Annotated in this window: 16 protein-coding genes and 1 pseudogene; 11 read left to right on the forward strand and 6 right to left on the reverse strand. The window is 70.4% G+C overall.

The features are described from left to right. Positions 1–64 precede the first annotated feature (64 nt). A complete protein-coding gene (locus M3Q35_RS46060; RefSeq protein WP_273938928.1) occupies positions 65–1807 on the forward strand; it encodes a DUF5107 domain-containing protein in 1743 nt (580 codons plus the stop codon). Positions 1808–1827: 20 nt separating this feature from the next. Further along, a complete protein-coding gene (locus M3Q35_RS46065) occupies positions 1828–3282 on the forward strand; it encodes an SDR family oxidoreductase (RefSeq protein ID WP_273938930.1) in 1455 nt (484 codons plus the stop codon). 65 nt (positions 3283–3347) lie between these two features. On the opposite strand, the gene M3Q35_RS46070 is transcribed toward M3Q35_RS46065, so the two are convergent. Beyond that, the gene (locus M3Q35_RS46070; protein WP_273938931.1) at positions 3348–3767 is read right to left on the reverse strand and encodes a MarR family winged helix-turn-helix transcriptional regulator; all 420 of its coding nucleotides are present in this window, start codon (positions 3765–3767) and stop codon (positions 3348–3350) included. A 55-nt stretch (positions 3768–3822) separates the two neighbouring features. Here M3Q35_RS46070 and M3Q35_RS46075 point away from each other — a divergent pair, with 55 nt between their 5' ends. Both M3Q35_RS46075 and M3Q35_RS46080 read left to right on the forward strand, forming a co-directional pair. After that, positions 3823–4434 (forward strand): TIGR03086 family metal-binding protein, encoded by a 612-nt coding sequence (locus tag M3Q35_RS46075; RefSeq protein WP_273938932.1) that lies wholly within the window; start codon positions 3823–3825, stop codon positions 4432–4434. A 37-nt stretch (positions 4435–4471) separates the two neighbouring features. Next, the gene (locus tag M3Q35_RS46080; RefSeq protein WP_273938933.1) at positions 4472–4765 is read left to right on the forward strand and encodes a hypothetical protein; all 294 of its coding nucleotides are present in this window, start codon (positions 4472–4474) and stop codon (positions 4763–4765) included. A 6-nt stretch (positions 4766–4771) separates the two neighbouring features. On the opposite strand, the gene M3Q35_RS46085 is transcribed toward M3Q35_RS46080, so the two are convergent. Together M3Q35_RS46085 and M3Q35_RS46090 are read right to left on the reverse strand one after the other, a co-directional pair. Continuing rightward, entirely contained in the window at positions 4772–5650 is an 879-nt protein-coding gene (locus tag M3Q35_RS46085; RefSeq protein WP_273938934.1) for a serine/threonine-protein kinase, read from the reverse strand. Between the two features lie 11 nt (positions 5651–5661). After that, complete coding sequence (locus M3Q35_RS46090) at positions 5662–7428, reverse strand: N-6 DNA methylase (protein WP_273938936.1); 1767 nt, start codon at positions 7426–7428, stop codon at positions 5662–5664. A 107-nt stretch (positions 7429–7535) separates the two neighbouring features. Here M3Q35_RS46090 and M3Q35_RS46095 point away from each other — a divergent pair, with 107 nt between their 5' ends. The 3 genes from M3Q35_RS46095 to M3Q35_RS46105 all read left to right on the forward strand — a co-directional run bounded on the left by M3Q35_RS46095 (position 7536) and on the right by M3Q35_RS46105 (position 11215). Continuing rightward, complete coding sequence (locus M3Q35_RS46095; RefSeq protein WP_273938937.1) at positions 7536–8294, forward strand: PP2C family protein-serine/threonine phosphatase; 759 nt, start codon at positions 7536–7538, stop codon at positions 8292–8294. Positions 8295–8304: 10 nt separating this feature from the next. Beyond that, complete coding sequence (locus M3Q35_RS46100; RefSeq protein WP_273938938.1) at positions 8305–10335, forward strand: sensor histidine kinase; 2031 nt, start codon at positions 8305–8307, stop codon at positions 10333–10335. Between the two features lie 226 nt (positions 10336–10561). Beyond that, positions 10562–11215 (forward strand): response regulator transcription factor, encoded by a 654-nt coding sequence (locus M3Q35_RS46105; protein ID WP_273938939.1) that lies wholly within the window; start codon positions 10562–10564, stop codon positions 11213–11215. Between the two features lie 21 nt (positions 11216–11236). On the opposite strand, the gene M3Q35_RS46110 is transcribed toward M3Q35_RS46105, so the two are convergent. Genes M3Q35_RS46110 through M3Q35_RS46120 form a run of 3 tightly spaced genes read right to left on the reverse strand, consistent with a single transcriptional unit; the run spans position 11237 to position 16000 of the window. Further along, positions 11237–14581, reverse strand: coding sequence for a TM0106 family RecB-like putative nuclease (locus M3Q35_RS46110; protein WP_273938940.1), 3345 nt, complete (start codon positions 14579–14581; stop codon positions 11237–11239). Positions 14582–14609: 28 nt separating this feature from the next. Continuing rightward, positions 14610–15473, reverse strand: a complete 864-nt coding sequence (locus M3Q35_RS46115) for a hypothetical protein (RefSeq protein ID WP_273938941.1) — start codon at positions 15471–15473, stop codon at positions 14610–14612. Further along, positions 15386–16000, reverse strand: a complete 615-nt coding sequence (locus M3Q35_RS46120) for a hypothetical protein (protein ID WP_273938942.1) — start codon at positions 15998–16000, stop codon at positions 15386–15388. Before M3Q35_RS46120 ends, M3Q35_RS46115 begins: the two co-directional genes overlap by 88 nt. A 201-nt stretch (positions 16001–16201) precedes the next feature. Here M3Q35_RS46120 and M3Q35_RS48700 point away from each other — a divergent pair. The 4 genes and pseudogenes from M3Q35_RS48700 to M3Q35_RS46135 form a co-directional block, all read left to right on the forward strand. Then, positions 16202–16627: pseudogene (locus M3Q35_RS48700) on the forward strand (RICIN domain-containing protein); the annotation flags it as partial. A 95-nt stretch (positions 16628–16722) separates the two neighbouring features. Then, positions 16723–18345 carry a coagulation factor 5/8 type domain-containing protein gene (locus tag M3Q35_RS46125; RefSeq protein WP_337960653.1) on the forward strand — a complete coding sequence of 541 codons (1623 nt, stop codon included), beginning with the start codon at positions 16723–16725 and terminating at the stop codon, positions 18343–18345. A gap of 60 nt (positions 18346–18405) precedes the next feature. After that, entirely contained in the window at positions 18406–19314 is a 909-nt protein-coding gene (locus M3Q35_RS46130) for an RluA family pseudouridine synthase (RefSeq protein ID WP_273938943.1), read from the forward strand. Positions 19315–20354: 1040 nt separating this feature from the next. Next, entirely contained in the window at positions 20355–25493 is a 5139-nt protein-coding gene (locus M3Q35_RS46135) for a type I polyketide synthase (protein WP_273938944.1), read from the forward strand. Positions 25494–25501 lie beyond the last annotated feature (8 nt).

Genomic DNA, 25501 nt, shown 5'->3' on the forward strand with positions numbered 1-25501 from the left:
GCATCCGCGGCCTACCACCTCCTTCCTCGCGAAACCGGGGCGGCAAACGTTTGCCTCCGGTTGAATGCTGACCATGGGGTGCACGACACTGACCGTGACCGAGCTTCGGCTGCCCGCGGCGGCCCTCGGACCGGAGAATCCGCTGCCCGTGCTGGGTGAGGACCGGGCGAAGGTGCTGCCCTGCCTCCGGCAGGACGGCTACGGGCGGTCACTGGTCGAGACCGACCTGCCGGCCGTGGTGCTGGAGAACGACTACCTGCGGGCGACGGTGCTGCCGGGGCTCGGCGGCCGGCTGTACTCGCTGGTACACAAGCCGACCGGTCGGGACCTGCTGTTCCGGAACCCGGTCCTCCAACCGGCCAACCTCGCGCTGCGCAACGCCTGGTTCGCCGGCGGCGTGGAGTGGAACCTCGGCAGCACCGGGCACACGACCATGACCTGCGCGCCGATGTACGCCGGGACCGTGGAAGGGCCCGACGGCTCGCCGGTGCTGCGGCTGTGGGAGTGGGAGCGGACCCGCAACCTGGTGTACCAGGTGGATCTCTGGCTGCCGCCGGACTCGGAGTTCCTGTACGTCGGCGTGCGGATCCGAAACCCTTGGCAGTACGAGGTTCCCGCCTACTGGTGGTCGAACGCGGCCGTTCCCCGCACCGACGACACGCGGATCCTGGTGCCGGCCTCGGAAGGCTGGCACTACGGGTACACGCAGCAACTGTCCCGTGTGGACGCTTCCTTCGTGACCGTGGCCGACCGTGACGCCGCCGACCTGTTCTACGACATTCCCGCGGACAGTCCACCGTGGATTGCCGCGGTCGACTCGTCCGGCTTCGGGCTGATGCAGGCCTCGACGGATCGCCTGCGTGGCCGGAAGTTGTTCGTGTGGGGCACCAACCCGGGCGGCCGGCGCTGGCAGTCGTGGCTGGCCCCGGGGACCGACGGCTACCTGGAGATCCAGGCCGGCCTGGCCCCGACGCAGTTCGAGTACGTGCCGATGCCCGGCGGGGCATCGTGGGACTGGCTGGAGGCGTACGGGCCGTACGGTGATTTCCCTCCGCTGCCACTGGATTCGTGGCGGTCGATCGCCGACGCCGAGCCGGCGCGGCTGTTCTCCGGCTCCGGCTGGGGTGCGTTGGAGTTGCTCCGCACCGGAACGGATCCGTTGCCCGGCACACCGTTCGACTCCCTCGGTGACGACCAGGCCCCGTGGCTGGCGCTGCTGGACGGGGCCATGCCCGTCGGCGATCCGCTGTCGCCACCAGGATGCACCTTGGTGGCTTGGCATTCGCTGTTGGAGGCGGCCCCCGAGTCGTGGATCTCCTTGTACCACCTGGGCGTTGCTCGCTGGTACGACGGCGACACTCTCGGTGCCGAGTCCGCGTGGGAGCAGTCGTCGGCGCTGGCCGAGTCGCCGTGGTCCTTACGTGCCTTGGCTTTCGCCCGTCCGGACCGGGCCGCCGGTCTGCTGCTCCGGGCCGTCGAGCTCGCCCCGACGGTGCCCGGTCTCGCCATCGAGGCCCTGGAAGCGCTGCTCGCCGCCGGTTTGGCTGCGGAGGCGGCCACAGTGCTCGCATCCCTGCCCGATTCCGTTGCCGCGCTCGGCCGGCTGCGTCTGCTGGACGCCCGTATCCGCCATGCCCTCGGCGATGTCGCCGGCGCCCGTGCCGTCTTCGACGCCGGTTTCGAGGTGCCCGACCTCCGGGAAGGCGAGGAGATCCTCACCGACACGTGGCGTCTCATCGCCGGCGACGAGCCCGTGCCGGCGGCCTACGACTTCCGGATGGTCACCGACGCGCTGCGGGAAGGCTGACACCGGGGCACCCTCGAAGCATGCGATGTGTTGTCTTCGGCGCCACCGGCTACATCGGCGGCCGGGTCGTGCCGGCCCTGCTGGACGCCGGCCACCAGGTCAGGGTCGTTGCCCGCTCGCCGGACAAGCTCGACGAAGCCGCGTGGCGGGACCGGGTGCAGGTCGTGCGCGGCGACGTGACCAGTGACGACGAGGTGCGGACCGCCATCGAGGGCCAGGAGGTTGTGTACTACCTGGTTCACTCGCTCAACCGGCGCGACTTCGTCGACGTCGACCGCGCGGCCGCACAGTCCGTGGCCGACGCGGCGGCGTCGCACGGCGTGGAACGCATCGTCTACCTGGGCGGCATCGTGCCGGACGGGGAGGAACTGTCGCCCCATCTGGCCTCACGGGCCGAGGTCGGCCGGATCTTCCTCGCCGGGCGGGTGCCGGCAGTGGTGCTCCAGGCCGCGGTGATCATCGGTTCCGGGTCGGCCAGCTTCGAGATGCTGCGGTACCTCAGCGAACGCCTGCCGGCGATGATCACCCCGCGTTGGGTGCGCAACCGGGTCCAGCCGATCGCCGTCCGGGACGTGCTGCACTACCTCGTGCACGCCGCCGCGTTGCCGCCGGACGTGCATCGGTCCTTCGACATCGGCGGGCCGGATGTGTTGACGTACTTGGACATGATGCGCCGCTACGCCGTGGTCGCCGGCCTGCCGCGGCGAATGGTGTTGCCTGTTCCCGTCTTGACGCCGTGGCTGTCCGCCCAGTGGGTCAACCTGGTCACGCCCGTGCCGGGATCCATTGCCGTGCCGCTGATCGAGTCGCTCGTGCACGAGGTCGTCTGCCATGACCACGACATCGCCCGGCACATCCCCGATCCCGCCGACGGCCTCACCCACTACGAGCGGGCCGTGGAGCTTGCCCTGGCTCGGATCGCCCGTGCCGACGTGCCGACCCGGTGGTCCGACGCCAGCGGCGAGCCCGCCGATCCGCTGCCGACCGATCCTTCGTGGGCCGGCGGCAGTCTCTACGAGGACGTCCGCGAGCACCAGTGCGACGCCGCGCCTTTGTTGGTGTGGCAGGTCATCGAGGCCATCGGCGGCGAGCACGGTTGGTATTCCTTCCCGCTCGCCTGGGCCGTTCGCGGTTGGGCCGACCGCCTCGTCGGCGGCGTCGGGCTTCGCCGTGGTCGTCGCGATCCCCGTCGACTCCACGTCGGCGAGGCCCTCGACTGGTGGCGCGTCGAGACCCTCGACCGCCCGCGGCTGCTTCGCCTCCGCGCCGAGATGAAACTCCCCGGCCGCGCGTGGCTCGAACTCGGCGTCGAGCCGTCCCCTTCCGGCGGCAGCCGCTACCGCCAGCGCGCCGTCTTCCAGCCCCACGGCCTCGCCGGCCACGTCTACTGGAAGGCCATCTCTCCCTTCCACGACCTGGTGTTCGGCGGCATGGTCCGCAACATCACCGGCGCCGCCGCTCGGACAGCACCGTGAAGGACTGCCGCCCTGCGTGCAGCTGCCGTGCTTGCCGCCGCGAGCTGGGGTGAGCCCGTCCTGCCTTATTGCGGTGGCAGGGCTGAGAGTGTCGCCAGCGCGCGGAGGAAGGCCGACCGGTCGTCGAGGGGGAGGCGTCCGAGCAAGCGGTCCTCGTTGCGCTGGATCTCGGCCTGGACGGCGTTGCGCTTGCGGCGGCCCTCGTCGGTGATGGCGAGGAGCCGGGCGCGGCGGTCGGCGGGGTCGCGGGTGCGCTGGAGGAAGCCCTGGTCCTCGAGCTCGTCGAGCACGCCGATGATGCGGCTCTTGTCGGCGCCGATGAACTCGGCCAACGCGGCCTGGGTGCGGATGGGCTCGCTGTCCAAGGCGCTGAGCACGACGTAGCCCCACATGCTCAGCCCATGGGCCCTGAGCACCGGCATCTCGGCGGCGATCAGCGCGCGTTGCAGCGGCGCGATCATCGCCGCCAGGTCCCGCCTCGTCACGGACCGCATGATACCGACCTTGCGCTTATCATAAGCTTGTGCATATCGTAAGCGCATGCATATTAATGACCTGCTCGCCCAGCATCGAGCCGTGATCCGCGCCAGCGTCGAGGTTGTGGCCCGAGTTCGGACCGATGACCTGGGCCGGCCGACGCCGTGTGCCGAGTGGACACTCGCCGAGCTGCTCGCCCACATGACGGCCCAGCACCGCGGCTTCGCCGCCGCGGCCCGTGGCAACGGCAGCGATCTCGCCGCGTGGGAGGTTCGGCCCCTCGGGGCGAGTCCTGTCGCGGACTACACCGATGCCGCCGTCGACCTTCTGGCCGCCTTCGCCTCGCCGGCCCCGGAGTTCGAGCTGCCCGAATTCCAGCCCGTGTCGACCTTTCCCGCCGCCCAGGCCATCAGCTTCCACCTCATCGACTACGTGGTCCACGCCTGGGACGTCGCCCGTTCGCTCGGCCTCGACTACGTCCTGCCCGCGGGCGTGGCCGATCTGGCGTTGCGGATTGCCCTCCTGGTCCCCGACGGCGACAACCGCCTTGCCCCCGACTCCCCGTTCGCCCCCGCCCTGACCGCCGCCGACGAGGCCGACCCGCTGGCTCGAATCCTCACCGCCCTGGGCCGCTCGCCCGAGTGGTCGCGCCACGGACAGGCGGTGCGGAAATGAGTCGGCCTGCCTGACGTCGTGCCCCTACGATGCGTCGATGATCGACATGCAGGTGCGTCGGGAGCTGTGTGGGGAGGTCGTGGCTCGCGCAGCGGCCGGCATTGCGTGGGATACGACACTCGGCGATCTCGACCGAGCGACCTTTCCCCTTGTCGGTGCGCTGATTCCCTACGGGGACACGGTGTTCAACCACTTGCAGGCAGCGGAGCTGCTGCTGGAGCTGGACCGGCTGCCCGCCCATCACGGCGGCGCCTGGGTGGATGAGGCACGCGCTCTGTGTGACCTCGTGCTGCGCAAGGCCCACCACTACTTGGTGTTCGTCGGCGACTGAAGTCGGTCAGCGGCGGCCGGCGGCGTGGAAGTACATGCGAGCGGGATGGGCCGGGTCGAGGAAACCGGGCAGGGGAGGGAGATCGGTGACGACGGGGAGCAGCCGGTCGTAGAGGGCGGCGGCGTCGGCCGGACGATGTGAGGGGTCCTTCTCCAGGACGTCCTTGAGCAGCTGGGCGAGCTCGGTGGGAAGGCCGGGGACGGCGGGCGGCGGCTCGTTGACCTGGCGGTCGAAAACGGCGTAGGCGGTGGGGCCGGTGAAAAGCTGCCGGCCGGTGAGCATCTCGTGCAACACGCAGCCGAGGGCGTAGAGATCGCTGGACGGACCGGCGGCGCCCCGCTGGATCTGCTCGGGGGCCATGTAGGCGGGGGTGCCGAGGATCTGACCGGCCCGGGTGAACTGGGCCAGATCCGACTCCCGCAGCAGGGCGAGCCCGAAATCGAGCACCTTGACGCTGCCGTCGGGACACAGCATCAGGTTGGTGGGCTTGAGATCCCGGTGCGCGATGCCGAGCGCATGGGCGGCGGCGAGCACGGCGCACGCCTGCGCGGCAATGGAAGCGGCCCACGGCACGGGAACGGGACCGTGTTCGCTGACGAGATCGGCGACGGTGACGCCGTCGATGAACTGCATGACCTGGAACAGCCGGTGCTCGTGCGCCCCGAAGTCGTAGAGCACGGGCGCGCCGGGGTGTTCGAGACGGGCGAGGATGCGCGCCTCCCGGACGAACCGGCGCTCCAGCTCGTCGTCGGAACCGCCGGGCCAGTGAAGGAATTTCACGGCAACCCGGCGGTCGAGGTGCTGGTCGTGGCCACCGTGCACGGCGCCCATGCCACCCCGGCTGAGCGGCAGGTCGTCGAGCTCGTACCGGTCGGCGACGATCATCGGCCCTCCCGCTAGCGTCCTGGCCGCAGGCTACCCTCGACCAGGCCGTCGACGCCGAGCCGCACCAGCGAACCGCCGATCGACGCGGCCGCCCGCAGCCGGTCCTCGAACGCCAGCAGCAGCTCGAACGCCTCCCCGCAGGCCCGCTGCTCGGCCAACCCCAGCCGCGGCACGAGCGTCCGCCGCGCGTCGAGTCGACTGGAGCCCGTGACGGGCCGGGCGGTGGAGGCCCGCAGCGCGCCGGCCAGGAAGCGGGCGTCGAGCTGCTGCTCGTCAACGTGATAAGCGGTGAGATACGGCCCGAGGGCAACGGTTTCCGTTGCCACGCGGGCCATGCCGGTCGGGGCGGCGACGACGTCGCCGGGCTCGACCAGCACCAGGTCGCCGGAGTCGGCGGCCCGATCGCCGGCCGGACGGCCCGCGGCGAGGTCGTCCATGGTCAGCACGGAAACGTCGTCGCCGGGCACCAGCTTGACCGGTGCGTGCCGAACGCTCAGCGCCCCCGAACGAACCAGGTCGCCGACGGTCGTGGTCGGCGCGGCGGCGTGCTCGGAAAGCACGGCCAGGTCCGGCGGCGTGAGGTCGATACCCCGGAACCGCTCGACGGCGTCGGCGAACTCGCGGCCGATGTCCGGCCCCTGGGCCAGCTGCCGCCGCCGGGCCGGACTGATGTCGACGTCGTCGTCGAGCAGGTCGATGATCCGCACGGCGTCGGCGGCGGCAGGGTCGAGCCACGCCGTCTCCACGCCAGCGGTCTCGTCGGTGATCAACACGGTCGACGGTGGCGACAGCTCGGGCATCGGCCGGCACAGCAGCCACAGGTCGGAGCCGGCGTCGGGCAGCCCGATCACGGCGCGCAGCGCGCCCGTCCGCAGCAGCTTGGCCCGGATCCGCCGGCCGGGCCGACGGCTCGCGGCGGTCGGCGGCATCAGGATCGCCACCATGCCGCCCGGTTCGACGTGGGCCAGGCAGTGCTGCACCCACGCTAGCTCGGGCTCGCCGCGTGGCGGCACGCCGTACTCCCAGCGCGGGTCGCCGACGAGCTCCTCGTGTCCCCACGTCCGGTCGTTGACCGGCGGGTCGCACAGCACGGCGTCGACGAGCTGACCGGCGAACCGGTCGTGCCGCAGCGAGTCGCCGGTGGCCATGTCGACATCGGTGTCCCGCAGCGTCAGCCGGCACGAGGCGATCACCACGGCGGCGCGGTCGGTGTCCTGCACCAGAACCTCGTGCGCGGTGGTGGCCATCGGCAGCGTGCCGATGCCGCACGCCGGGTCGAGCACGATGCCGCCGTCGGGGCAGGCGAGACGCACCATCAGCTCGGCGACGGCCGGCGGGGTGGCGGCGAGCCGGCGCGAGTGTGCTTCCAGGTAGCGCTCGACGATCAGTTCGTACGCGCCGGCGGCGCCGTGCTCGGCGGCCAGCCGGTTGAGCAGCTGGGCCAGCTGCGAGTCGTCGAACCCGCCGCTGCCGGCGAGGAAGATGCCGGCACGGGCGACCTCGTCGCCGAGCCGCAGGTCGTCGACGCCGGAGCGCAGCGCCTGCCACGCCCGCTCGGCGGTGGACACCTGGAACGCCTTGCCGTTGCGGCGCAGCCAGTCCTCGACCTCGGTCAGGGAGAACAGCGGGCTGGCCGCGCTGCCGCCGACCGGCCGGGGGAAGTCGTCGAACCGCCGCCGCCAGTTGCTGACGGCCGCCCGGCCGACGTCGACCAGTCGGGCGATGTCGGCGGCACTGACCGTGGCGGTGACCGCGCTGGCGGGCGTGTCGGGGTTCACCGACCGAAGCCTAGCAGCGTCGGTGCACAACCGTTTTGCTTGTGAACTCAGTTCACAACTGATTCACTGGCGGCATGGCGAACACATCAAAGTTTCGGTTGACCGCTGTGTCACGCACCCACCCTGGTTGCCTGCGCGGCTACAACCAGGACGCCGTCCACCTGGGCAAACACGTGCTGGCGGTGGCCGACGGCATGGGCGGCCACGCGCACGGCGAGGTGGCCAGCGCCGTCGCCGTACAGGTGCTCGCCGAACTCGAGCAGGCTGTCGACGTCGGGAAGAGTGCAAAACTCGACCAGAATTCAGCTCTCGGCTCGGTTGCCGGCGAAGTGCAACGCCGCCTCGACGACCTCGCCGCGCGAGACAGCGGTCTGTACGGCATGGGCACGACCATCACCGCATTGCTCTGGAACGGCGAAATGCTCGCCGGCGTGCACATCGGGGATTCTCGTGCGTACCGCTGGCGCGCCGGCGAGCTCCAGCAGATCACCCAGGACCACACGCTCGTCCAATCACTGCTGGACAGCGGTCGCATCACCGAAGAGGAAGCCGCCGTCTACCCGCGACGCAGCATGCTGGCCCGCGCCGTGCAGACCGGCAGCAACGCCGAACCGGACGTCTTCGCCCATCGGGTGAAAGCCGGCGACCGCTACCTCGTCTGCTCCGACGGCCTCACCGCCGTGCTGACCGACGAGACGATCGAGGGCATCCTGGCCGATGTCGTGGTCCCGGACGACGCGGTTGACCAGCTCATGGACCTCGCGCTGCGAGGTGGGGCACCGGACAACGTGAGCGTCGTGCTGGCCGATGTGTCCGAAACGCCGCGTACCGGCTACCGAAAATACTGGCCGCGGCACTCTGGGTAGCGTATGCGGGGTGAGCTGGGGCAAGGGTGGCTCCCCCAGGCGGGTGACCTGGTGGGCCTGGCTGAGCTATGGCGTGATCGTCGCCGAGGTGCTGGCCGGCGTCGGACTGTGGTTCGGCGACGGCTGGTCGTTCGCCGACGGTGTGCAGAACTTCCTGGTCACCGACAGCCTGCTGGCGATGACGTTCGCGCTGTGCGGTGCGCTGGTGGCCTGGCGGCGGGCCCGTAATCCGATCGGGTGGCTGCTGCTGTGCGGCGGCGCGGCCCACGCCACCACCGTCTGCCTGGTCGGCCTGCTCAGCTTCGGGCTGGTGCACGGCTGGTCCGACCAGACGCTGGGCGTGATCGTCACCGCCGCGACCGCGTCCTGGCCGCTGGGCCTGCGGCTGTTCATCCCGTTCGCGCTGCTGCTGTTCCCGACCGGCACGCTGACCCGCCGGTTCCGCCCGGCGGCCTGGCTGACCGTGGTCATCGCGGTGCTGTTCGAGTGCTGGGCGCTGACCACCACCTCGCCGTACTCGGTCGGTGGTCCGCCGCCGTACACCGGGGCGTTCGCGATCACCGCGCTGGAGCCGATCCGCCTCCAGCTGGACCTCGCGGCCATCGTCGTGCCGATGCTGATCGACGTGGCCGTGCTCGCGGTCCGCTACCGGCACGGCGACGAGCGGCAGCGGCGGCAGATGCTGTGGCTGATGCTGGCCGTGCTGTGCGCGGTGCCGTGGGCGCCGTTCGGCATCAGCGCCACCTCGCTCCAGGTGCTGATCTTCCTTCAGCCCGTGGCCATGGCCATCGGTCTGCTGCGTCCCCAGTTGTTCGACATCAAGCTGGTGGTGTCGCGGACACTGCTCTACCTCGTGCTCTCCGGCGCGGTCCTGCTGCTCTACAGCGGCGTGGTCCTGTTCTTCGACCTGGTGTGGCAGAGCCGGCTCGGGGAGGTGGGGGCCGCGCTGGTCGCGCTGGGCGTGGCCGTCGCGTTCCAACCCGGCCGGGCCTGGCTGCAGACCCGCATCGACCGTCTCTTCTACGGCGATCGCGGCGATCCCGTGCGGGCGCTGCGCACGCTCGGCGATCGGCTCCGCCAGGATCCCGGTTCGCTCGACGATCTGCTGACGGCCGTGCGGGAGTCGCTGCGGCTGCCGTTCGCCGCGTTCCGACTGGACGGGCGAGAAACGGCGACATCTGGTCAGCCGGGTCGGCGTGTCGAGGTGCTACCGCTGCTGAGCTCGGACAATGGCGACGTGGAACTGGTGATCGGCGTCCGGCCGGGACAGTCGCGCCTGGATCCCGAGGACCTGCGGGTGCTCGGTGTCCTGGTCGCGCCGCTCGCCGTCGCCGTCCGGGCGACCGCGTTGTCGGCGGAGTTGCAGGCGTCGCGCCAGCGGCTCGTGTCGGCCCGTGAGGAGGAACGCCGTCGGCTGCGCCGAGACCTGCACGACGGTCTCGGTCCCACGTTGAGCGGCTTGGCCTTCACCACCGACGCCGCGCGCAATCTCGTCACCGACGCGCCGGCCGGCGCGCTCGAGCTGCTCGGCCAGCTCCGTGAGCACACCGACGCGGCCATCGGCGAGATCCGGCGGCTCGTGGACGGCCTGCGGCCGCCGTCGATCGACGAGCTCGGGCTCGTGGATGCGTTGCGGCAGCAGGCCGAGCGGCTCAGCTACCGGGCCGGCGGCGATCCGCTGCGGATCATCATCGACGCCCCCGAGGGGCGGCTGGAGCTGCCGGCCGCCGTCGAGGTCGCGGCGTACCGGATCGTCGTCGAGGCCCTGACCAATGCCGCCCGGCACTCCGCCGCCGACCAGGCCCGCGTGGAGATCTCGGCCGCCGACGAGCTGCGGATCGAGGTCACCGACAACGGCGGATCCTCGTCCACCGCGTGGACTCCGGGCGTCGGCACCGCGTCGATGGCCGAGCGCGCCGCCGAGGTCGACGGCTGGTGCCGCAGCGGGCCCGGCCCCGGCGGCGGCCGGGTCAGCGCCGCCCTTCCGTTGGAAGGACGGCGCACCGGGCTCACCCGTAGCTCACCGGCATCACCGGGGTGACTTTCCGGACGAACTCGGCGTGGGGGATGGAAAAGCGCGCGACGATGCCGAAGTCCTCCACGAACATGGTTTTCTCCCAGGGAAGGTGAGGGCGTACTGCCCCCGACACTGCACAGCCTGCCCCGGCCGGCTTCCCGGTCACAGGGGGCAGGCCCCCAGCCGGACCGGGAAGTTCGTCCCGGCCGGGCCGGGTGACCTCTATCCGTCACGAACACAGGAGCAGCAGGTGTCCCACCCCGAGATCACTGTTGTGCTGGCCGACGACCATCCCGTGGTGCGCAGCGGCCTGCGGGCTCTGCTCTCCTCGACGCCCGGCGTGCGGGTGGTGGCCGAGGCCGTCAACGGGCGGGAGGCGATCCAGGCGGCCGCCGCGTACCGGCCTACGGTGCTGCTCGTCGATCTCCAGATGCCCGAGCTCGACGGCATCGACGCCACCCGCGCCGTCGTCGCCGTCGCCCCGAGCACGGCGGTGCTCGTGCTGACCATGTTCGAGGACGACGAGTCGGTCTTCGCCGCCGTCCGCGCCGGCGCCCGCGGCTACATCCTCAAGGGCGCCGGACCGGACGAGATCCTGCGGGCGCTGCGCTGCGTCGCCGAGGGTGGCGTGATCTTCGGGCCCAGCATCGCCCGCCGCATCGACGCCCTGCTCAGCCCCGGCCCGGACGACCTGCCCAACCTGCCCTTCCCGCAGCTCACCGAGCGGGAGCGCGAGGTGCTCGACCTGATCGCCGCCGGCCTGGCCAACGGCCAGATCTGCGACAAGCTCGGCCTGGCCGTGAAAACGGTCGGCAACCACATCTCGTCGATCTTCGCCAAGCTCCAGGTCGCCGACCGCGCCCAGGCGATCGTGCGGGCCCGGGACGCCGGGCTGGGCCGCTGACGGTGCGGGACCGGAGCGCGGTCACGAAGTCCAGGGCGTCGCGGCGTTCATGAGGCCGATCATGCCGGACACCAGGCGCATCTGGTCGACGGTGCGGATGTCGGCCTCCACCAGCTTGGGGGAGCAGACGAGCACGGCGACGGCCTGGGCCCGGGACAACGCGACGTTCAACCGGTTGCGGGACAACAGGAAATCGAGCCCACGGGGGAGGTCGACGGCCGAGGAGGAGGTCATGGTGGTGATCACGACCGGGGCCTCCTGCCCCTGGAACCGGTCGACGGTGCCGACCCGGATGTCGGGGAAGCCGGCGACCTCCAAGGCGCGGGTGACCACGCGGGCCTGAAGGTTGTACGGGGCGACGACAAGGATGTCCTCGTCGCCGAGCGGCCGCACGCCGGAGCTGTCCGTCCACTTGCGACCGTGCAGGGAGCGCACGATGTCAACGACGGCAGCGGCTTCCTCGACGGAACGGGTGGTGTTGCCGCGATGGTCGACGGACGCCAGGTACAGCCCGGCCTCGATGCCGTCGATGGAACGCTCGGCGGCGCAAGGGTGGGCATGCAGCAGCCCGGCGTAGGAAAGCCGCGACACGGGTTCGCAGACGGCGGGGTGCATCCGCCGGGACTGGTCGAGAAAATAGCCCAGCGAAGGGGGAATCACGTCGTTGTCGCCGATGAGGTGCCCGAGCGCGGACGCCTCGGCCCCGGCGGGATGGGTGCCCTGAACAACTTGCGGCAGCTGCTGGGGATCGCCGAGCAGCACGAGGTTGCGGGCGCACATGGACACCGCGAGCGCGTCGGCCAACGCGAACTGGCCGGCCTCGTCGATCACCAGCACGTCGAACGGCTCGGCCCGGATGGCCTCGTTGGCGAAGGTCCACGCGGTGCCGCCGACCAGATGCCCGTCGGTGTGCTCGGCCCGCCACCGGGCCAGCCCGCGGTTGTCCTTCGGCTGCTCCCAAGGCACATCCTTCTCGGGCGCCTTCTTCGGCCGCTTGGCGGCCGGCAGCGTCGGCGCGGAGGATGTGGCTGCCCGCAACACGTTCTCCACGGCCTTGTGGCTGGTGGACGTCACCGCGACCGTGCGGCCGGTGCCGACGAGGTGCGCGATCAGCTTGCCGGCCAAGTAGGTCTTGCCGGCGCCGGGCGGTCCCTGCACGGCCAGCGTCGACCCGTCGAGCAGGTCGACGGTCTCGATCACGGTCCGCACGAGATCCTCGCCGTGCGGCGGCAGGGAGCCCGCCGCGTAGGCGCGGGGCGTGCGGCGCAGCAGGTCGATGCCGGGATGGCTTGGCAGCGAAGGCAAAACGTCCACGGTGAGCTGGGCCAGCTCGGCGACGGCTTCGTCCTTGGGCTGCGGTCGCACCGGCGCGCCGGGCAGCACGGCGTTGGGGCGGCCTTCGGCGGTGTCGTCCGGCTTGGCGCTCTCGACCAGCGTCAGCTCTTCGGCCGTGGCGGCGCTGACGATCGCATCGCGCGTGGAATCCCCGTACCGCAAGCGAACCTGGTCACCCGCGGCGTAGGGATGCGGCCGGTCGGGATCGCACACGAGCGTCAACATCCGCTTGGCCAGCTTGATCCGCCCGGCCGGCGGCTGCCAGTCGCTGACCTGCACGGAAACCGGCACCGCGCAGGTGGTGTCCACCTCCAGATCGGACAGTGGGGCGGCCACCTGGCGGAAGAACTCCCACCACGCCGGGTTGGTCTCCCGGCGGTGATACCCGACCGAGGCGCCCAGCAGGGCCCGAGCCTTCTCATCGTCAGTCGCATCAACGGGATTGTCGGGCAGGTCGGCCAACAGCGGATCGACCAGCGCGGCCAACTTGGCCGCGCGTTCGGCCCGGCGCTCGGCGGCGACGAGGTCCTCGACCAGCGTGAGGAGATCCTCCTCGGGAACCTCGGCCACGGTCTCGATCCCGGCTTCGACCCGAACCCGGTGCAGGAAAAGGAAAAGCTCTCGTGTCGACACGCAGTCGTACTCGTTGTAGTCGCTGATGCCCCGCAACACCTCGGCCGCCCGCGGGTCGCCGAGCTGGTGCAGCGTCAGGTATTCCTCGTAGGCCTCGATGCTGGACACGGCCGTCTTCACGTCGCCGTCACGGGCCGACGGCATGTACAGCGGCTCAAGGTACTTGATCGAGTACGACCGCTGTGACACCCGCAAAGCCTTGCGCACCACGGCATACAGGTCGATCAATGCGCCACCGCGGAGCAGGTCGTCGACCGCCTCCTCCCGCGTGCCGTGCACGGCAGCGAGCCGCTTCAACGCCGTCACCTCGTACGGCGCGTAATGGTAGATGTGCGCGCCGGGATGCGCGGCCAGCCGGGCCGAGGCGAAGTCGACGAACTCCTCGAACGCCTTCTTCTCGGCCGCCCGCGAATGGGCCCAGAACGGCGTGAACCCATCCGTGGTCACCGCGCCGAACAGGTACTCAAGCCCGGTCCCGGCCAGCGCGAACGGGTCGCCCTCCATGTCGAAGAAGACGTCGCCGGGGCTGGGCGCGGGCAGTGTGGCCAGCTCATCGCCGTCAACCACCTCGTAGGTGATCTTCCCGGTGGCGTCCTGGCGCACCTGGATCGCCGCCTGCGCACGCAATGCGGTGAACGTCGTCGCCGACAGGTCGCGCGGGCGATCCTCGGGGGCGGCGGCGGCCAACGCGTCGATGGTGCCCATGCCGGCCTCGACGAGCTTGCGCCGCTGATCGGCTCGCATCCCGGCGACCAGCGACAGATCGCGGTCCTGCTCCCGCCCGGTTTCGCACGTGCTCAAGAACTTGCACGTCGCGCAGGCCGGCCGGGCGTCGTCCCACAGCTTCAGCGGCAACGCCGCCGGCCGCACGGACAGCTTGGCCCGCAAGCGATCCAGCAGCGGCACGAAGTCGTCCACCCGCAGCGTCACGTCGCTGCCGTCGCCCAGCAACAGGTGCATGTGCGGGCCGGTCGGGAAACCGGTGCGGCGCAAGGCATCCGCGTACGCCGTCAGCTGGAGTACCGCCGCCGGCCGGGCATGCCGGGCCAGCTTGGTGTCGTACGCCTCGTACCGGCCCTGGTCGTCGGCGATGAGGAAGTCGGCCCGCCCGGTCAGGTCGCCGTCACGGAACACCGCCTGGTAGATCACCGGCGCGCCGGCGGCCAGCGCGGCCAGGGTGGCGGCCACCGGGTCGTCACCGGAGATCTCGACCACGCCGTGCGAGGCCCGCAGCCGTTCCAACACCGCCAGCTCATGGGCCTGCCCGTGCTTGACGGCCAGCTGGTCGCCGCCGGGATCGGGCTTCGGCGCGCCGGGCAGCCCGGCGTCCAGCGCCTGGTCGAGCACGCTCCGGTGCTCGCACTCAAGCAGGTCGGCCAGGTCCGTCGGTGTGAACATCGCCGGCACAGTGTTCCACAGGCGAAGATCAACCCGCGGTTGCCACGCGCGCGGCCTCGTCGGCGAGTCGCGCGGCCAGCCCGGGGTCGGCGGCCGAGCTGAACACCGTCAGCACCAGGTTCCCGCAGCGCACGACCATCTCGGTGCCGTGATCGGTGCGCACCTGCGCGGACTGGTCGCACGGCCCGTCGACCGGGTGCGGTGCGCCGAAGACGGCCACGGTGGCCAGCGCGAACTGCCGCTTCGACTGCTCGATGTCGCCGCTGCCCACGTACGCGTCGATGGCCACGAAGTCGATCGGCAGCGGCCCGTGCTGCTGGGACCACTCGCAGCCGTTGACCGTCGCCTCGATGAAGGTGACGCCCGGCGGCCCGTCGATCTTCGGCGCGATCCGGGCCAGCGCCGCCCGTGACAGCAGCGCGCACGCCGACACCTGCCGGAACTGCGGTTCCGGCGACGGGCCGGCCAACACGGGGGTGAGCAGACCGAGCCCGACAGCGGCGATCGAGGCGATGGACAACCAGGACAGCTGGTTGATTCGTTGCGGCGTCAGGCGGTTGCGACCGCGGGTTGACGAGGTTCCCCAGCCGATTCCGAGCGATAGGACAGCAATCGCTGACACGACAAGCCATTCGCGCCCGCCGAAGTCGTGCTGCCACCAGCCCGTGTCCCAGGACTTGCGGATCGTCCAACAGATCATGAAGGCGAGCGGCGTCACGGTGATCGCCGCGATGCGGAGGCGACGGCCGCTCGACGTGCCCAGCACGACCTCGGCCAGCGGCAGGAGGCAGGCCAGGGACAGGCTCAACGCCAACGAGATCGAGCGGTGATAGGTGGCCGGCTTGATGTTCCAGGTTTGTTCCAGCCAGGCCAGCGCGGCCACGGCCAGCACGCAGGCCAGCGCGGCCCCGACGATTTCCTTGTCCAGCGCGGCTTGCGTGCCGGGACGGCAGCCAGCACCGGGTAGATCATGTTGGCCCGCAACAGCTCCGCGGCGACGGTCCGGCCGGTCGCGGTGCGCCTGGCCAGCGGCTGATGCCTCGCCGCCAGCTCGTCGGCAGCGTACGAGCGAAGATCGACATGGGGCCGGAACGGCAGCAGGGCGGGAATTGGCGCAGTGTCGTCGTCCAGTTGGCCCAGCACGAAAGCGACCGTCGCGGTTCGGGGCAGTTGAGCCAAATGCTCGCGTTGGGCCGAGGCGTACCCCGCGCGTGACCGGAGAAGTCGATCGTGCAGACTGTGCCGGAACCCGGCGGTCCCGACTCGGTGACGCAGCCAGGTCTCGACGCCCAGCCAGCCGGCCGCAGCCACCAGAAGTGGCGCGAACACCGGCACCCGCACCGCCAGTGCGGCCAGCGACAGCGTCGCCACCAGTCCCGCCAACGCGGTTCCGGTGCTGATCGGACGCCTTGTCACCATGCGAGCATGATCCTCGCCGGCAGGATTGTCTCGGTCTTATTTTAAGTCGTGTATTGACGCTCCTCTGTGACCCCCATAACATTCGGGCTCGTCGGGGCCGCCACTCAGACCTGTCCTCTCCCAGCGAAGCAGGAGGGCCCTGTGTCTTCTGTGCGCACCACCGCGCTCGCCGCGGCGGTCGTGACCCTGTCCGCGACCGCCATGTCCATCGGCCTGGCGCCCGCGGCCGGCGCCGCGGTGTCTCCCGGCACCTACACCGTCACCAACGCCGGCAGCGGGAAGTGCGTCGACGCACGCTCCGCCGCCACCGCCAACGACACGGCCGTGCAGCAGTACACCTGCAACGGCACCGCCGCCCAGTCCTGGACGTTCACCGCCACCGACTCCGGCTACTACCAGATCGGCGCGTCGACCGCGACCGGCCAGGTCTGGGACGTCGCCAACGTGTCGACCGCCGACTCGGCAGTGGTCCACCTGTGGACCTACGGCGGTGGCGCCAACCAGCAGTGGCAGCCGGTCGACGAGGGCAACGGCAACTACCACTTCGTCAACCGCAACAGCGGCAAGTGCCTGGACGTGCCCGGCGCGTCGGTGAACGACAGCGTTCAGTTGCAGCAGTACACCTGCAACGGCACCGCGGCGCAGACGTTCTCGCTCAGCGGTGGCGGCACCACCCTCCGCCGCCTCCGCCGCCCCCGAACCAGCCGGACTTCGGCCCGAACGTGTCGGTGTTCACGCCGTCCACGCCGCAGTCGACGATCCAGAACAAGCTCAACTCGGTGTTCAGCCAGCAGGAGTCGGCCCAGTTCGGCACCGGCCGCTACGCACTGCTGTTCACGCCCGGCACCTACAACGTGGACGCCAACGTCGGCTTCTACACCGAGGTCGCCGGCCTCGGCCTCACGCCCGGCCAGGTCACCATCAACGGCCAGGTGCACGTGGAGGCCGACTGGATGGGCGGCAACGCCACGTGCAACTTCTGGCGTGACGCCGAGGGCCTGACCATCAACCCGCCCGGCGGCACCAACACCTGGGCCGTGTCGCAGGCCGACCCGCTGCGCCGGGTGCAGGTCAACGGCAACCTCAAGCTGGACGACAACGGCTGGTCCTCCGGCGGCTTCCTGGCCGACTCCCGGGTCACCGGCCAGGTGCAGTCCGGCTCGCAGCAGCAGTGGCTGTCCCGCAACGACCAGATCGGCTCCTGGAACGGCCAGAACTGGAACATGGTGTTCTCCGGCGTGCAGGGCGCGCCCGGCAACACGTTCCCGAACCCGCCGTACACCACGCTGAACACCTCGCCGGTGATCGCCGAGAAGCCGTACCTGTACATCGACGGCAACGGCAACTACAGCGTGTTCGTGCCGGCGCTGCGCACCAACAGCTCGGGCACGTCGTGGGCCAACGGCAACCCGGCCGGCACGTCGTTGCCGATCAGCGGCTTCTACATCGTCAAGCCGGGTGACACCGCCTCGACGATCAACGCCGCGCTGACCGCCGGCAAGAACCTGATCGTCACGCCGGGCATCTACCACCTCAACCAGACGCTGAACGTGACGCGTCCGGACACCGTGGTGCTCGGTCTCGGTGTCGCGACCTTCGTGCCGGACAACGGCATCACCGCCATCCAGACGGCCGACGTGAACGGCATCAAGATCGCCGGTCTGCTGATGGACGCCGGCACGACCAACTCGCAGCAGCTGCTCCAGGTCGGCCCGAACGGCTCGTCCGCGGACCACTCGGCCGACCCGACCGTGCTGTCCGACGTGCACTTCCGGCTCGGCGGCGCGACCGTCGGCAAGGCCACCCGGTCGCTGGTGATCAACGCCAACAACACGATCACCGACGACACCTGGATCTGGCGGGCCGACCACGACGACAACAACGGCACGTCGGGGTGGAACACCAACACCGGCGCCAACGGCCTTGTCGTGAACGGCAACAACGTCACCGCGTACGGGCTGTTCGCCGAGCACTACCAGCAGTACCAGGTGATCTGGAACGGCAACGGCGGCAAGACGATCTTCTACCAGTCCGAGATGCCGTACGACGTGCCCAACCAGAGCGCGTACATGAACGGTTCGACGCAGGGCTGGGCCTCGTACAAGGTGGGGTCCAACGTCACCAGCCACGAGGCGTGGGGCATGGGCGTGTACGCCTTCTTCAACACCAACCCGAGCGTGGTCAACTACCACTCGTTCGAGGCGCCCCAGAACGGCAACGTCCGGTTCCACAACATCCTGGACCTGTCGTTGGGCAACAAGGGATCGATCACCCACGTCATCAACGACACCGGTGCGCAGACCCCGACGAACACCTCCCCGGTGAACATCGTCAGCTACCCGTGACGTAGCGCGTTTCGAGGCCGCCCTGCTTCGGCAGGGCGGCCTTGTTATGTTTGTGTCGAGATGAGACGTCGTGCCAAGCCCCCGCTGCCCCAGCGCCTCGGCCTCGACCCGGTGCGCATGCGGATGCCGGCCGAGGGGCCGTGGCGGACGCTGCGTGAGCACCTGGTGTTCCGACTGCCGCGGGTGGATCCCGCGCGCATCGACGAGATGTTGCGGGAACGGCGGATCGTCGACCTCGACGGGCCGCTGGGGCCGGACGCGCCGTTCGTGCCGGACGGGGTGATCTGGTTCCACCGGGACCTGCCGGTGGAGACGCCGGTGCCGTTCGACATCGGGATCGTGCACCGCGACGATGATCTGCTCGTGGTGGACAAACCTCACTTCCTGGCCACGATTCCGCGCGGCCAGCACATCGCCGAGACCGCGCTGGTGCGGCTGCGACGGGACCTCGGGCTGCCGGATCTGGTGCCGGCACACCGTTTGGACCGGGTGACCGCCGGCCTGGTGATGTTCGTGATCACCCCTCATGTTCGCGGCCGCTACCAGACGATGTTCCGGGATCGCTTGGTGCGTAAGGAATATGAGGCGATCGCCGGCTACGACCCGGCGTTGGCGCTACCGACGACCGTTCGGAGTCGGATCGTCAAGGAGAAGGGCGTCATTGTCGCCCAGGAGGTCCCCGGTGAACCGAATGCGGAGACCGTTGTGGACCTGGTCGAGCAGCGCGACGGCATCGGCCGATACCGGCTTTCCCCGCTCACCGGCCGCACTCACCAGCTGCGCCTGCACATGGCCGGTCTCGGCGTTCCGATCCTGAACGACGACTTCTACCCGGTGCTCACCGAGAAACCGTTGGACGACTTCACCAATCCGCTCCAGCTGTTGGCCAGGACCCTGGAGTTCACCGACCCGGTGTCCGGTGAGCACCGTCGCTTCGAGAGCCGGCTGCGACTGTCCGCCTGGGGCTGACCCCCGATTCGATTGTCCATTCAACGAGTCGCCGGCGTGTCGTTATTCGAGGTCTTGCATAACGGGCGTTCGGTTATTTCCCGGGTTTGCGGGACTGGGCCGCTCGGCTTCTTCGAGGCGCTCGGCCGGCCGGGTCCAGGCGGCCGGGCCGGCCGCCTGGACAGGGTTGCCGGGCTGGACGCCGGGTCCGGGTGGCCGGGCCGGCGGCCGGCTGGGCAGGGTTGTCGGGCTGAGCGGCCGGGCTGGGCTGCCAGGTTCGAGGCGTAGCGTGAGCTGGGGGCCTCTGCCCGGCGAACGGGTGGGCGATGGCACCCCCGGAATCCGATCCAACCACACGAAGGTGTGGGGGCGGGTTGGGCGACGGCCGGCGGACCGCGGCCGGGCCCGGTTGCCAGGTTCGGGGGCTAGGCTGGAATCGGGGGCTGCTCAGATCTGGGCGGCCCGGTCATCGGACCTGACGCGGCCCGGTCATCGGACCTGACGCGGCCCGGTCATCGGACCTGGCTCGGTCGTGGCGGCGGCTCCGGTTGCCGGCCCGTCAAGTGTCCGGTGCTGTCGTGGCGCTCGGTGATCACCGCAGGTCCCGCCGGTAACCGACCGGCGCGGCGATGTGGCGTTATCGTCACTCGTTTCACTCCGTCATCTCGGCCGGGTAATCTCAGTCGCGCTTGATACGGACTGTCCGGGAGGGAGGGGCCGCCTTGGCGACCGCTTCGACGAGTTCGACGCGAGACCGATGCACGCACCGTCGAATATAAGCTTGCACCGGGCGTCCGTTCCGGTCTGACAACGTTGTCAGACCATTGGTTGACAGCGCTGCGTCACACCGTTGAATCTCGAATCACCGGGTGGGCGGTATGTGCTGTCGGTCGTTGTCGGATAGGTTCTTCAGCGCACGTGGAACCGGCCACAGTAGACGGTCTGCCGTGGTCGGAGCTGGTCGCCGGTCTACTACTTCGTCATGAGGCCGCCGTGGTCGCACGGGAGGCTTGTTTTCGCGCGTCTTTGCCATCGAAGTGGGGCTCGAGCAGGAGGTGCCGGTGGGCGCAACCCGTCAGCCGCGGCATGAGTTCATTCCGGTAGCCGTCGTCGGCGTGGGGTGCAGATTCGCTCCCGATCTGGCATCGGTGGCGGATTTCTGGTCGTTCGTCATGGGCGGCGGCAATGCCGTCGGCGACATTCCGGCGCAACGACTCGAGCCGTATGTTGATGGCAACCCGCAATTAGCAGCCGCTTTACGGAAGGCGCAGACGCGGGCCGCCTATCTTAATGACATCGACGCATTCGATGCCAACTTCTTCGGTATTTCGCCGCGCGAGGCGGAAGTGACCGATCCGCAGCAGCGTCTTTTTCTGGAAGTGGTGTGGGAAGCGCTCGAGCACGCGGGTATCGACCCGCTTTCGCTCAGCGGCACGAACACCGGCGTCTACGCCGGCGTGACGTTCGCCGAGTACGGCCGGCGCACGCTGGAGGACCTCACCGACGTCGAGCCGTGGGCCGGCATGGGCAGCACCTACTACGCGGTCGCCAACCGCGTGTCGTACTTCCTCAACCTGTTCGGCGAGAGCCTCGCGGTCGACACGGCCTGCGCCTCCTCGCTGACGGCCGTCGACCTGGCCTGCGAACGGCTGGCCGCCGGCCGCATCTCGGCGGCGATCGTCGGCGGCGTGAGCGTGCTGCCGACCCCGCACGGCTTCGTCGCGCTGGACGCCATGGGCGCGACCTCCCCGGATGGCCGTTCCAAGTCGTTCTCGGCCGATGCCAACGGCTACGGGCGTGGTGAAGGCGCTGGCGCAGTGGTGCTCAAGCGCCTCGACGACGCCCTCGCGGCCGGCGACCGGGTACTCGCGGTGATCAAGGCCAGCGTGTCCCGGCACGAAGGCCGCACCCAGGCGATCATGGTGCCCAGCACCGAGCGGCAAGGGGCCATGCTGGCCGACGCCTACGAGCTCGCCGGCATCCTGCCCGAGGCCGTCGACTACGTCGAGGCGCACGGCACCGGCACCCCGGTCGGCGACCCGATCGAGGCCGCCGCGCTGGCCGAGGTGGTCGGCCGCGGCCGACCGGCCGGGCAGCCGTGCCTGATCGGCTCGGTGAAGCCGAACATCGGCCACCTGGAGGCGGCATCGGGCATCGCCGGCCTGATCAAGACCGTGCTGGCCGTGCACCGCGGCGAGATCCCGCCCAGCGCCGGCGTGACCACGCCCAACCCGGAGATCCCCTGGGAGGACAACGGGTTGCGGCTGGTGACCGAGCCGACCCCGTGGCCCGGCAACGGTCCGCGACGGGCCGGTGTCTCGTGCTACGGCTACGGCGGCGCCATCTCGCACATCGTCGTCGAGCAGGCCCCCGAGACCGCAGTCCCGTTGCGGGACAACAACGAGTCCCTGACGACCGTGGTTCCGCTGTCGGCTCGTACCGAGGCTGCCCTGCGCGCCAACGCTTCGAACCTGGTGTCCTGGCTGGAGTCCAACCCTGACCAGGACTTCGCCGCGGTCGCCGCCACGCTGGCCCGGCGGCGGGCGCACCTGCCCAGTCGCGCCGCGGTCGTGGGCGACCGCGACACCGTGCTGACCGGGCTGCGGGCCCTGGCTGCCGGCGATCCCGCCCCGGGCCTGGTTTCCGCCGAGGCCGGCGAAGACGTCGCCCCGGTATGGGTTTTCTCCGGCTACGGCGGCCATTGGGCCGGCATGGGACGCGAACTCGTCCTCACCGAGCCGGTTTTCGCCGCGGTGATCGACGAGCTGGACCCGATCTTCGCCGAGGAACTGGGCGTCGGGGCGCACGACCTGCTCATCGACGGCGACCAGGACCACGTCGATCACATGCAGGCGGCCACTTTCGCCGTGCAGGTGGCCCTGGCCGCGCTGTGGCGTTCCTACGGCGTCGTCCCGGCGGCCGTGCTCGGCCAGTCGTTGGGTGAGTATGCAGCCGCGGTCGTATCGGGAGCGCTCACGCTCGCCGACGCGGCCCGCGGCGTGTGCCGGCGTGCGATGATCATGCGTCGCGTCGAGGGCCAGGGCGGAATGGCCCTGGTGTACTTGAGTTTCGACGTGGTAAAGGCGCGACTGGCCGGGCGCGGCGACCTGGCCGCGGCGATCACCTCGTCGCCGACGTCCACAGTGGTCTCCGGCGACGTCGACTCGATCGTGGCGCTGCTGGCCGAGTGCGAGGCCGAGGGCATCAAGGCGTTCAGGATCAACACGCCGGTCGCCTATCACAGCCACCACTTGCGTCCGCTCGGCGATGACGTGGTGGCGGCGCTGTCGGACATCGAGGCGAAACCGCTGACCCTGCCGGCCTACAACACGACGCTGGTCGACCCACGGTCGGATGCGGTGCGGGACGCCCGTTTCTGGGCCGTGAACATGTACGAGATGTGCCGGTTCACCGCGGCTGTCACGGCAGCGATCGAGGACGGTCACCGGTTGTTTCTCGAGGTGTCCCCGCACCCGCTGGTCCTGCACTCCGTCGGCGAGATGCTGGCCGGCGAGGGCGCCATCGTCGGCACCTTGCGCCGCAACGAATCCGAGCAGACGCAGTTCGGTCTGGCGCTGGCCGCCCTGCACTGCCGGGGCGCGGCCGTCGACTGGGGCCGGGTGCATCCCGACCTGGCCATGATCGACCTGCCGACGAACGCCTGGCAGCACCGGCCGTACTGGCACAGCGGCAAGGCCCGCGCCGCCGATGCCGGCCACGACCCCGACAGCCACACCCTGCTCGGGTCCAAGGTCACCATCGGCGGCGGCAGCCCCACCCAGATGTGGCAGACCACTTTGGACGAAGCCAGCCGCCCCTACCCGGGCGAGCATCCGGTGCACGGCGTGGAGATCGTGCCGGCAGCGGTGCTGCTGAACACCTTCCTGGCCAGCGGCGACCTCACCGGGCTGACCGATGTGACCCTGCGGATCCCGCTCGCCGTCGAGCCGAGCCGGGACGTGCAGGTGATCCGGCAGGGCAGCCTGCTGACCCTGGCCAGCCGCCCGCACGGCGACGACGACGACACCTGGCTCACCCACACCACGGCCGTCGCCGAAACCCGAAAGTCGGTGGAGGACAACGGCTTTCCCGACTTCGTGGCGGCACGGCAGCGCTGCGCGACCGTGTTGGACGGCACGGCCGTGCCGGCGTTGATGGCCGAGATGGGGGCCGACGGTCTCGGTTTCGACTGGCAGGCAACGGAACTGCGGCGCGGCGACGGCGAGATGTTCGCCCGCATGACCATGGGCGACGGGCCGCTGTCCTGGGCCCACGCCTTGGACGCCGCCGTGACGCTCACGCCGCTGGTGCTGCCGGACCGGACCGTGCAACGGATGCCGGCGCACATCGCTCTGCTGTCCGTGGCCGATGCCCTGCCGCCCAACGAGATCCAGGTGTCGGCGCGAGTCAACTCCTCCTCGCCGTCGGACTCGGTCGACGTGTGGGTGGCTGACGCCCTGGGCGTGCCGGTCGCCGTCGTCCGGGGAGTTCGCTTCGGGCTGCTGGATTCCACCGACGGCGTCGTGACCGATCCGCGTCGGCTGGTGCACGAGCTGGCCTGGCGTCCGCTGCCCGATCCCGAGCCCACGCACCGGATGGCCGACCCGCGGCTGGCCGTCATCATCAGTGACGACAACGAGTTCGTCCGCGAGCTGTCGTCCCAGTTCGTCGTCGGCGGCCTTCGCTGCGTGCACGTTCGGGAGCCTGAGGAGCTGACCGACCTGCGCGGCGACTTCGACACGCAGAGCGTGATCCTGTTCGCGCCGGCGATCCCCGGTCCCGGCGCGGCGCTGGCTGACGTCATCAGCGATACCACCTGGCGGTATACGCGAACAGTTCAGCGCCTCAACGAATTGGGCGCGGCGGTCGAGCCGCGGCTGTGGTGCTTGACCCGCGGCGTACGTGCCGCCGAGTCGGGTGCTGTCGCCCACGCGCCGCTGTGGGGCGCCGGGCGCGTCACAGCCAACGAGCACCCCGAGTTCTGGGGCGGCACCATCGATCTGGCCAACGGCATCGAGGGCCTGCTGGGGCTGCTGCGCGCCGCCCCGCGTGACGACATTCTGTCGCTGACCTCAGGCATGGTCGAGGTTGCTCGGTTGGCTGCGGTTGACCGGGCACCCGACCAAGGCCCCGTCGAGCTTCGGGCCGACGGGACCTACCTGGTCACCGGCGGTCTCGGCGACCTCGGCCTTGAGGTTGCGACCTGGCTGGTCGGCCGGGGCGCCCGCCGTCTCGTCCTCGCCGGCCGCACCCCGCTGCCGCCGCGCCGCAAGTGGCCGCTCGTCACCGATCCGGCCGTGCGCCGGCAGGTGGACGCCATCGTCGCCCTGGAGTCGTTCGGCGTCGCCGTCCATCCCGTCGCCCTGGACATCGCCGACGCCGGCAAGACCATCAAGGTGCTCGACGCCCTTCAGCTGCCGCCCATCCGGGGCGTCGTCCATGCCGCCGGTGTCCTGCACGACCAGCTCATCTCGCAGGTCGAGCCGAGCTCCCAGGCCAAGGTCCTGCGCCCCAAGGTCGACGGCGCGCTCGTCCTGCACGAGCTCTTCCCGCCCGGCTCGCTCGACTTTCTGGTGCTGTTCTCCTCGTGCGGGCAGGTGTTCCAGGTGCCCGGGCAGATCAGTTACGCCGCCGCCAACAGCGTGCTCGACGTGCTCGCCGCCCAGCGTGGCGACAACACCCAGAGCCTCGCCTGGACCGCTTGGCGGGGTCGGGGCATGGCCGCCGGCGCCGGTGACGCCCTCGCCGCCGTGATGGCCGCCCAGGGCACCACCGATCTGTCCACTGTGGACGCGTTCCGGTGCTGGGAATGGGCCGAGCGCTTCCGCTCGCCCTACCTGGCCGTGCTACCCCTCACCACGTTGGCCCCCGGCGAGCGCCGGCTCCCCGTTTTCGCCGAGCTCACCCCCGACACCCCTGTCGTCGAGGAAGAGCCCGTCGAGGAGCTCACCGTTGACCGCCTTGCCGACCTCGTCACCACCGCTGTCGCCACCGAGCTCCGCCTACCTGCCGCGGAGCTCGACCCACGCCGGCCGCTGACCGAGATGGGCATCGACTCGGTGATGAGCATCGCCATCCGTGGCCGCCTGCAACGCAAGCTGCGGGTCGACCTGCCGGCGACGCTGCTGTGGACCTACCCCTCGGTGGCCCGTATCGCCGAGTTCGTGGCCGGCCTGATGGGCGTGCCCGATCCGGTCTAGGTGCCACG

The sequence above is a fragment of the Kutzneria chonburiensis genome, assembly GCF_028622115.1.
Taxonomy (GTDB): domain Bacteria; phylum Actinomycetota; class Actinomycetes; order Mycobacteriales; family Pseudonocardiaceae; genus Kutzneria; species Kutzneria chonburiensis.

What these genes read in the sequence shown, in the direction of transcription:
- M3Q35_RS46075 (WP_273938932.1), top strand. Translation starts at nt 3,823, where the DNA reads ATGCATATTAATGACCTGCTCGCCCAGCATCGAGCCGTGATCCGCGCC.
- M3Q35_RS46110 (WP_273938940.1), bottom strand. Translation starts at nt 14,581, where the DNA reads ATGTTCACACCGACGGACCTGGCCGACCTGCTTGAGTGCGAGCACCGG.
- M3Q35_RS46120 (WP_273938942.1), bottom strand. Translation starts at nt 16,000, where the DNA reads ATGGTGACAAGGCGTCCGATCAGCACCGGAACCGCGTTGGCGGGACTG.
- M3Q35_RS46080 (WP_273938933.1), top strand. Translation starts at nt 4,472, where the DNA reads ATGATCGACATGCAGGTGCGTCGGGAGCTGTGTGGGGAGGTCGTGGCT.
- M3Q35_RS46085 (WP_273938934.1), bottom strand. Translation starts at nt 5,650, where the DNA reads ATGATCGTCGCCGACCGGTACGAGCTCGACGACCTGCCGCTCAGCCGG.
- M3Q35_RS46130 (WP_273938943.1), top strand. Translation starts at nt 18,406, where the DNA reads ATGAGACGTCGTGCCAAGCCCCCGCTGCCCCAGCGCCTCGGCCTCGAC.
- M3Q35_RS46060 (WP_273938928.1), top strand. Translation starts at nt 65, where the DNA reads ATGCTGACCATGGGGTGCACGACACTGACCGTGACCGAGCTTCGGCTG.
- M3Q35_RS46065 (WP_273938930.1), top strand. Translation starts at nt 1,828, where the DNA reads ATGCGATGTGTTGTCTTCGGCGCCACCGGCTACATCGGCGGCCGGGTC.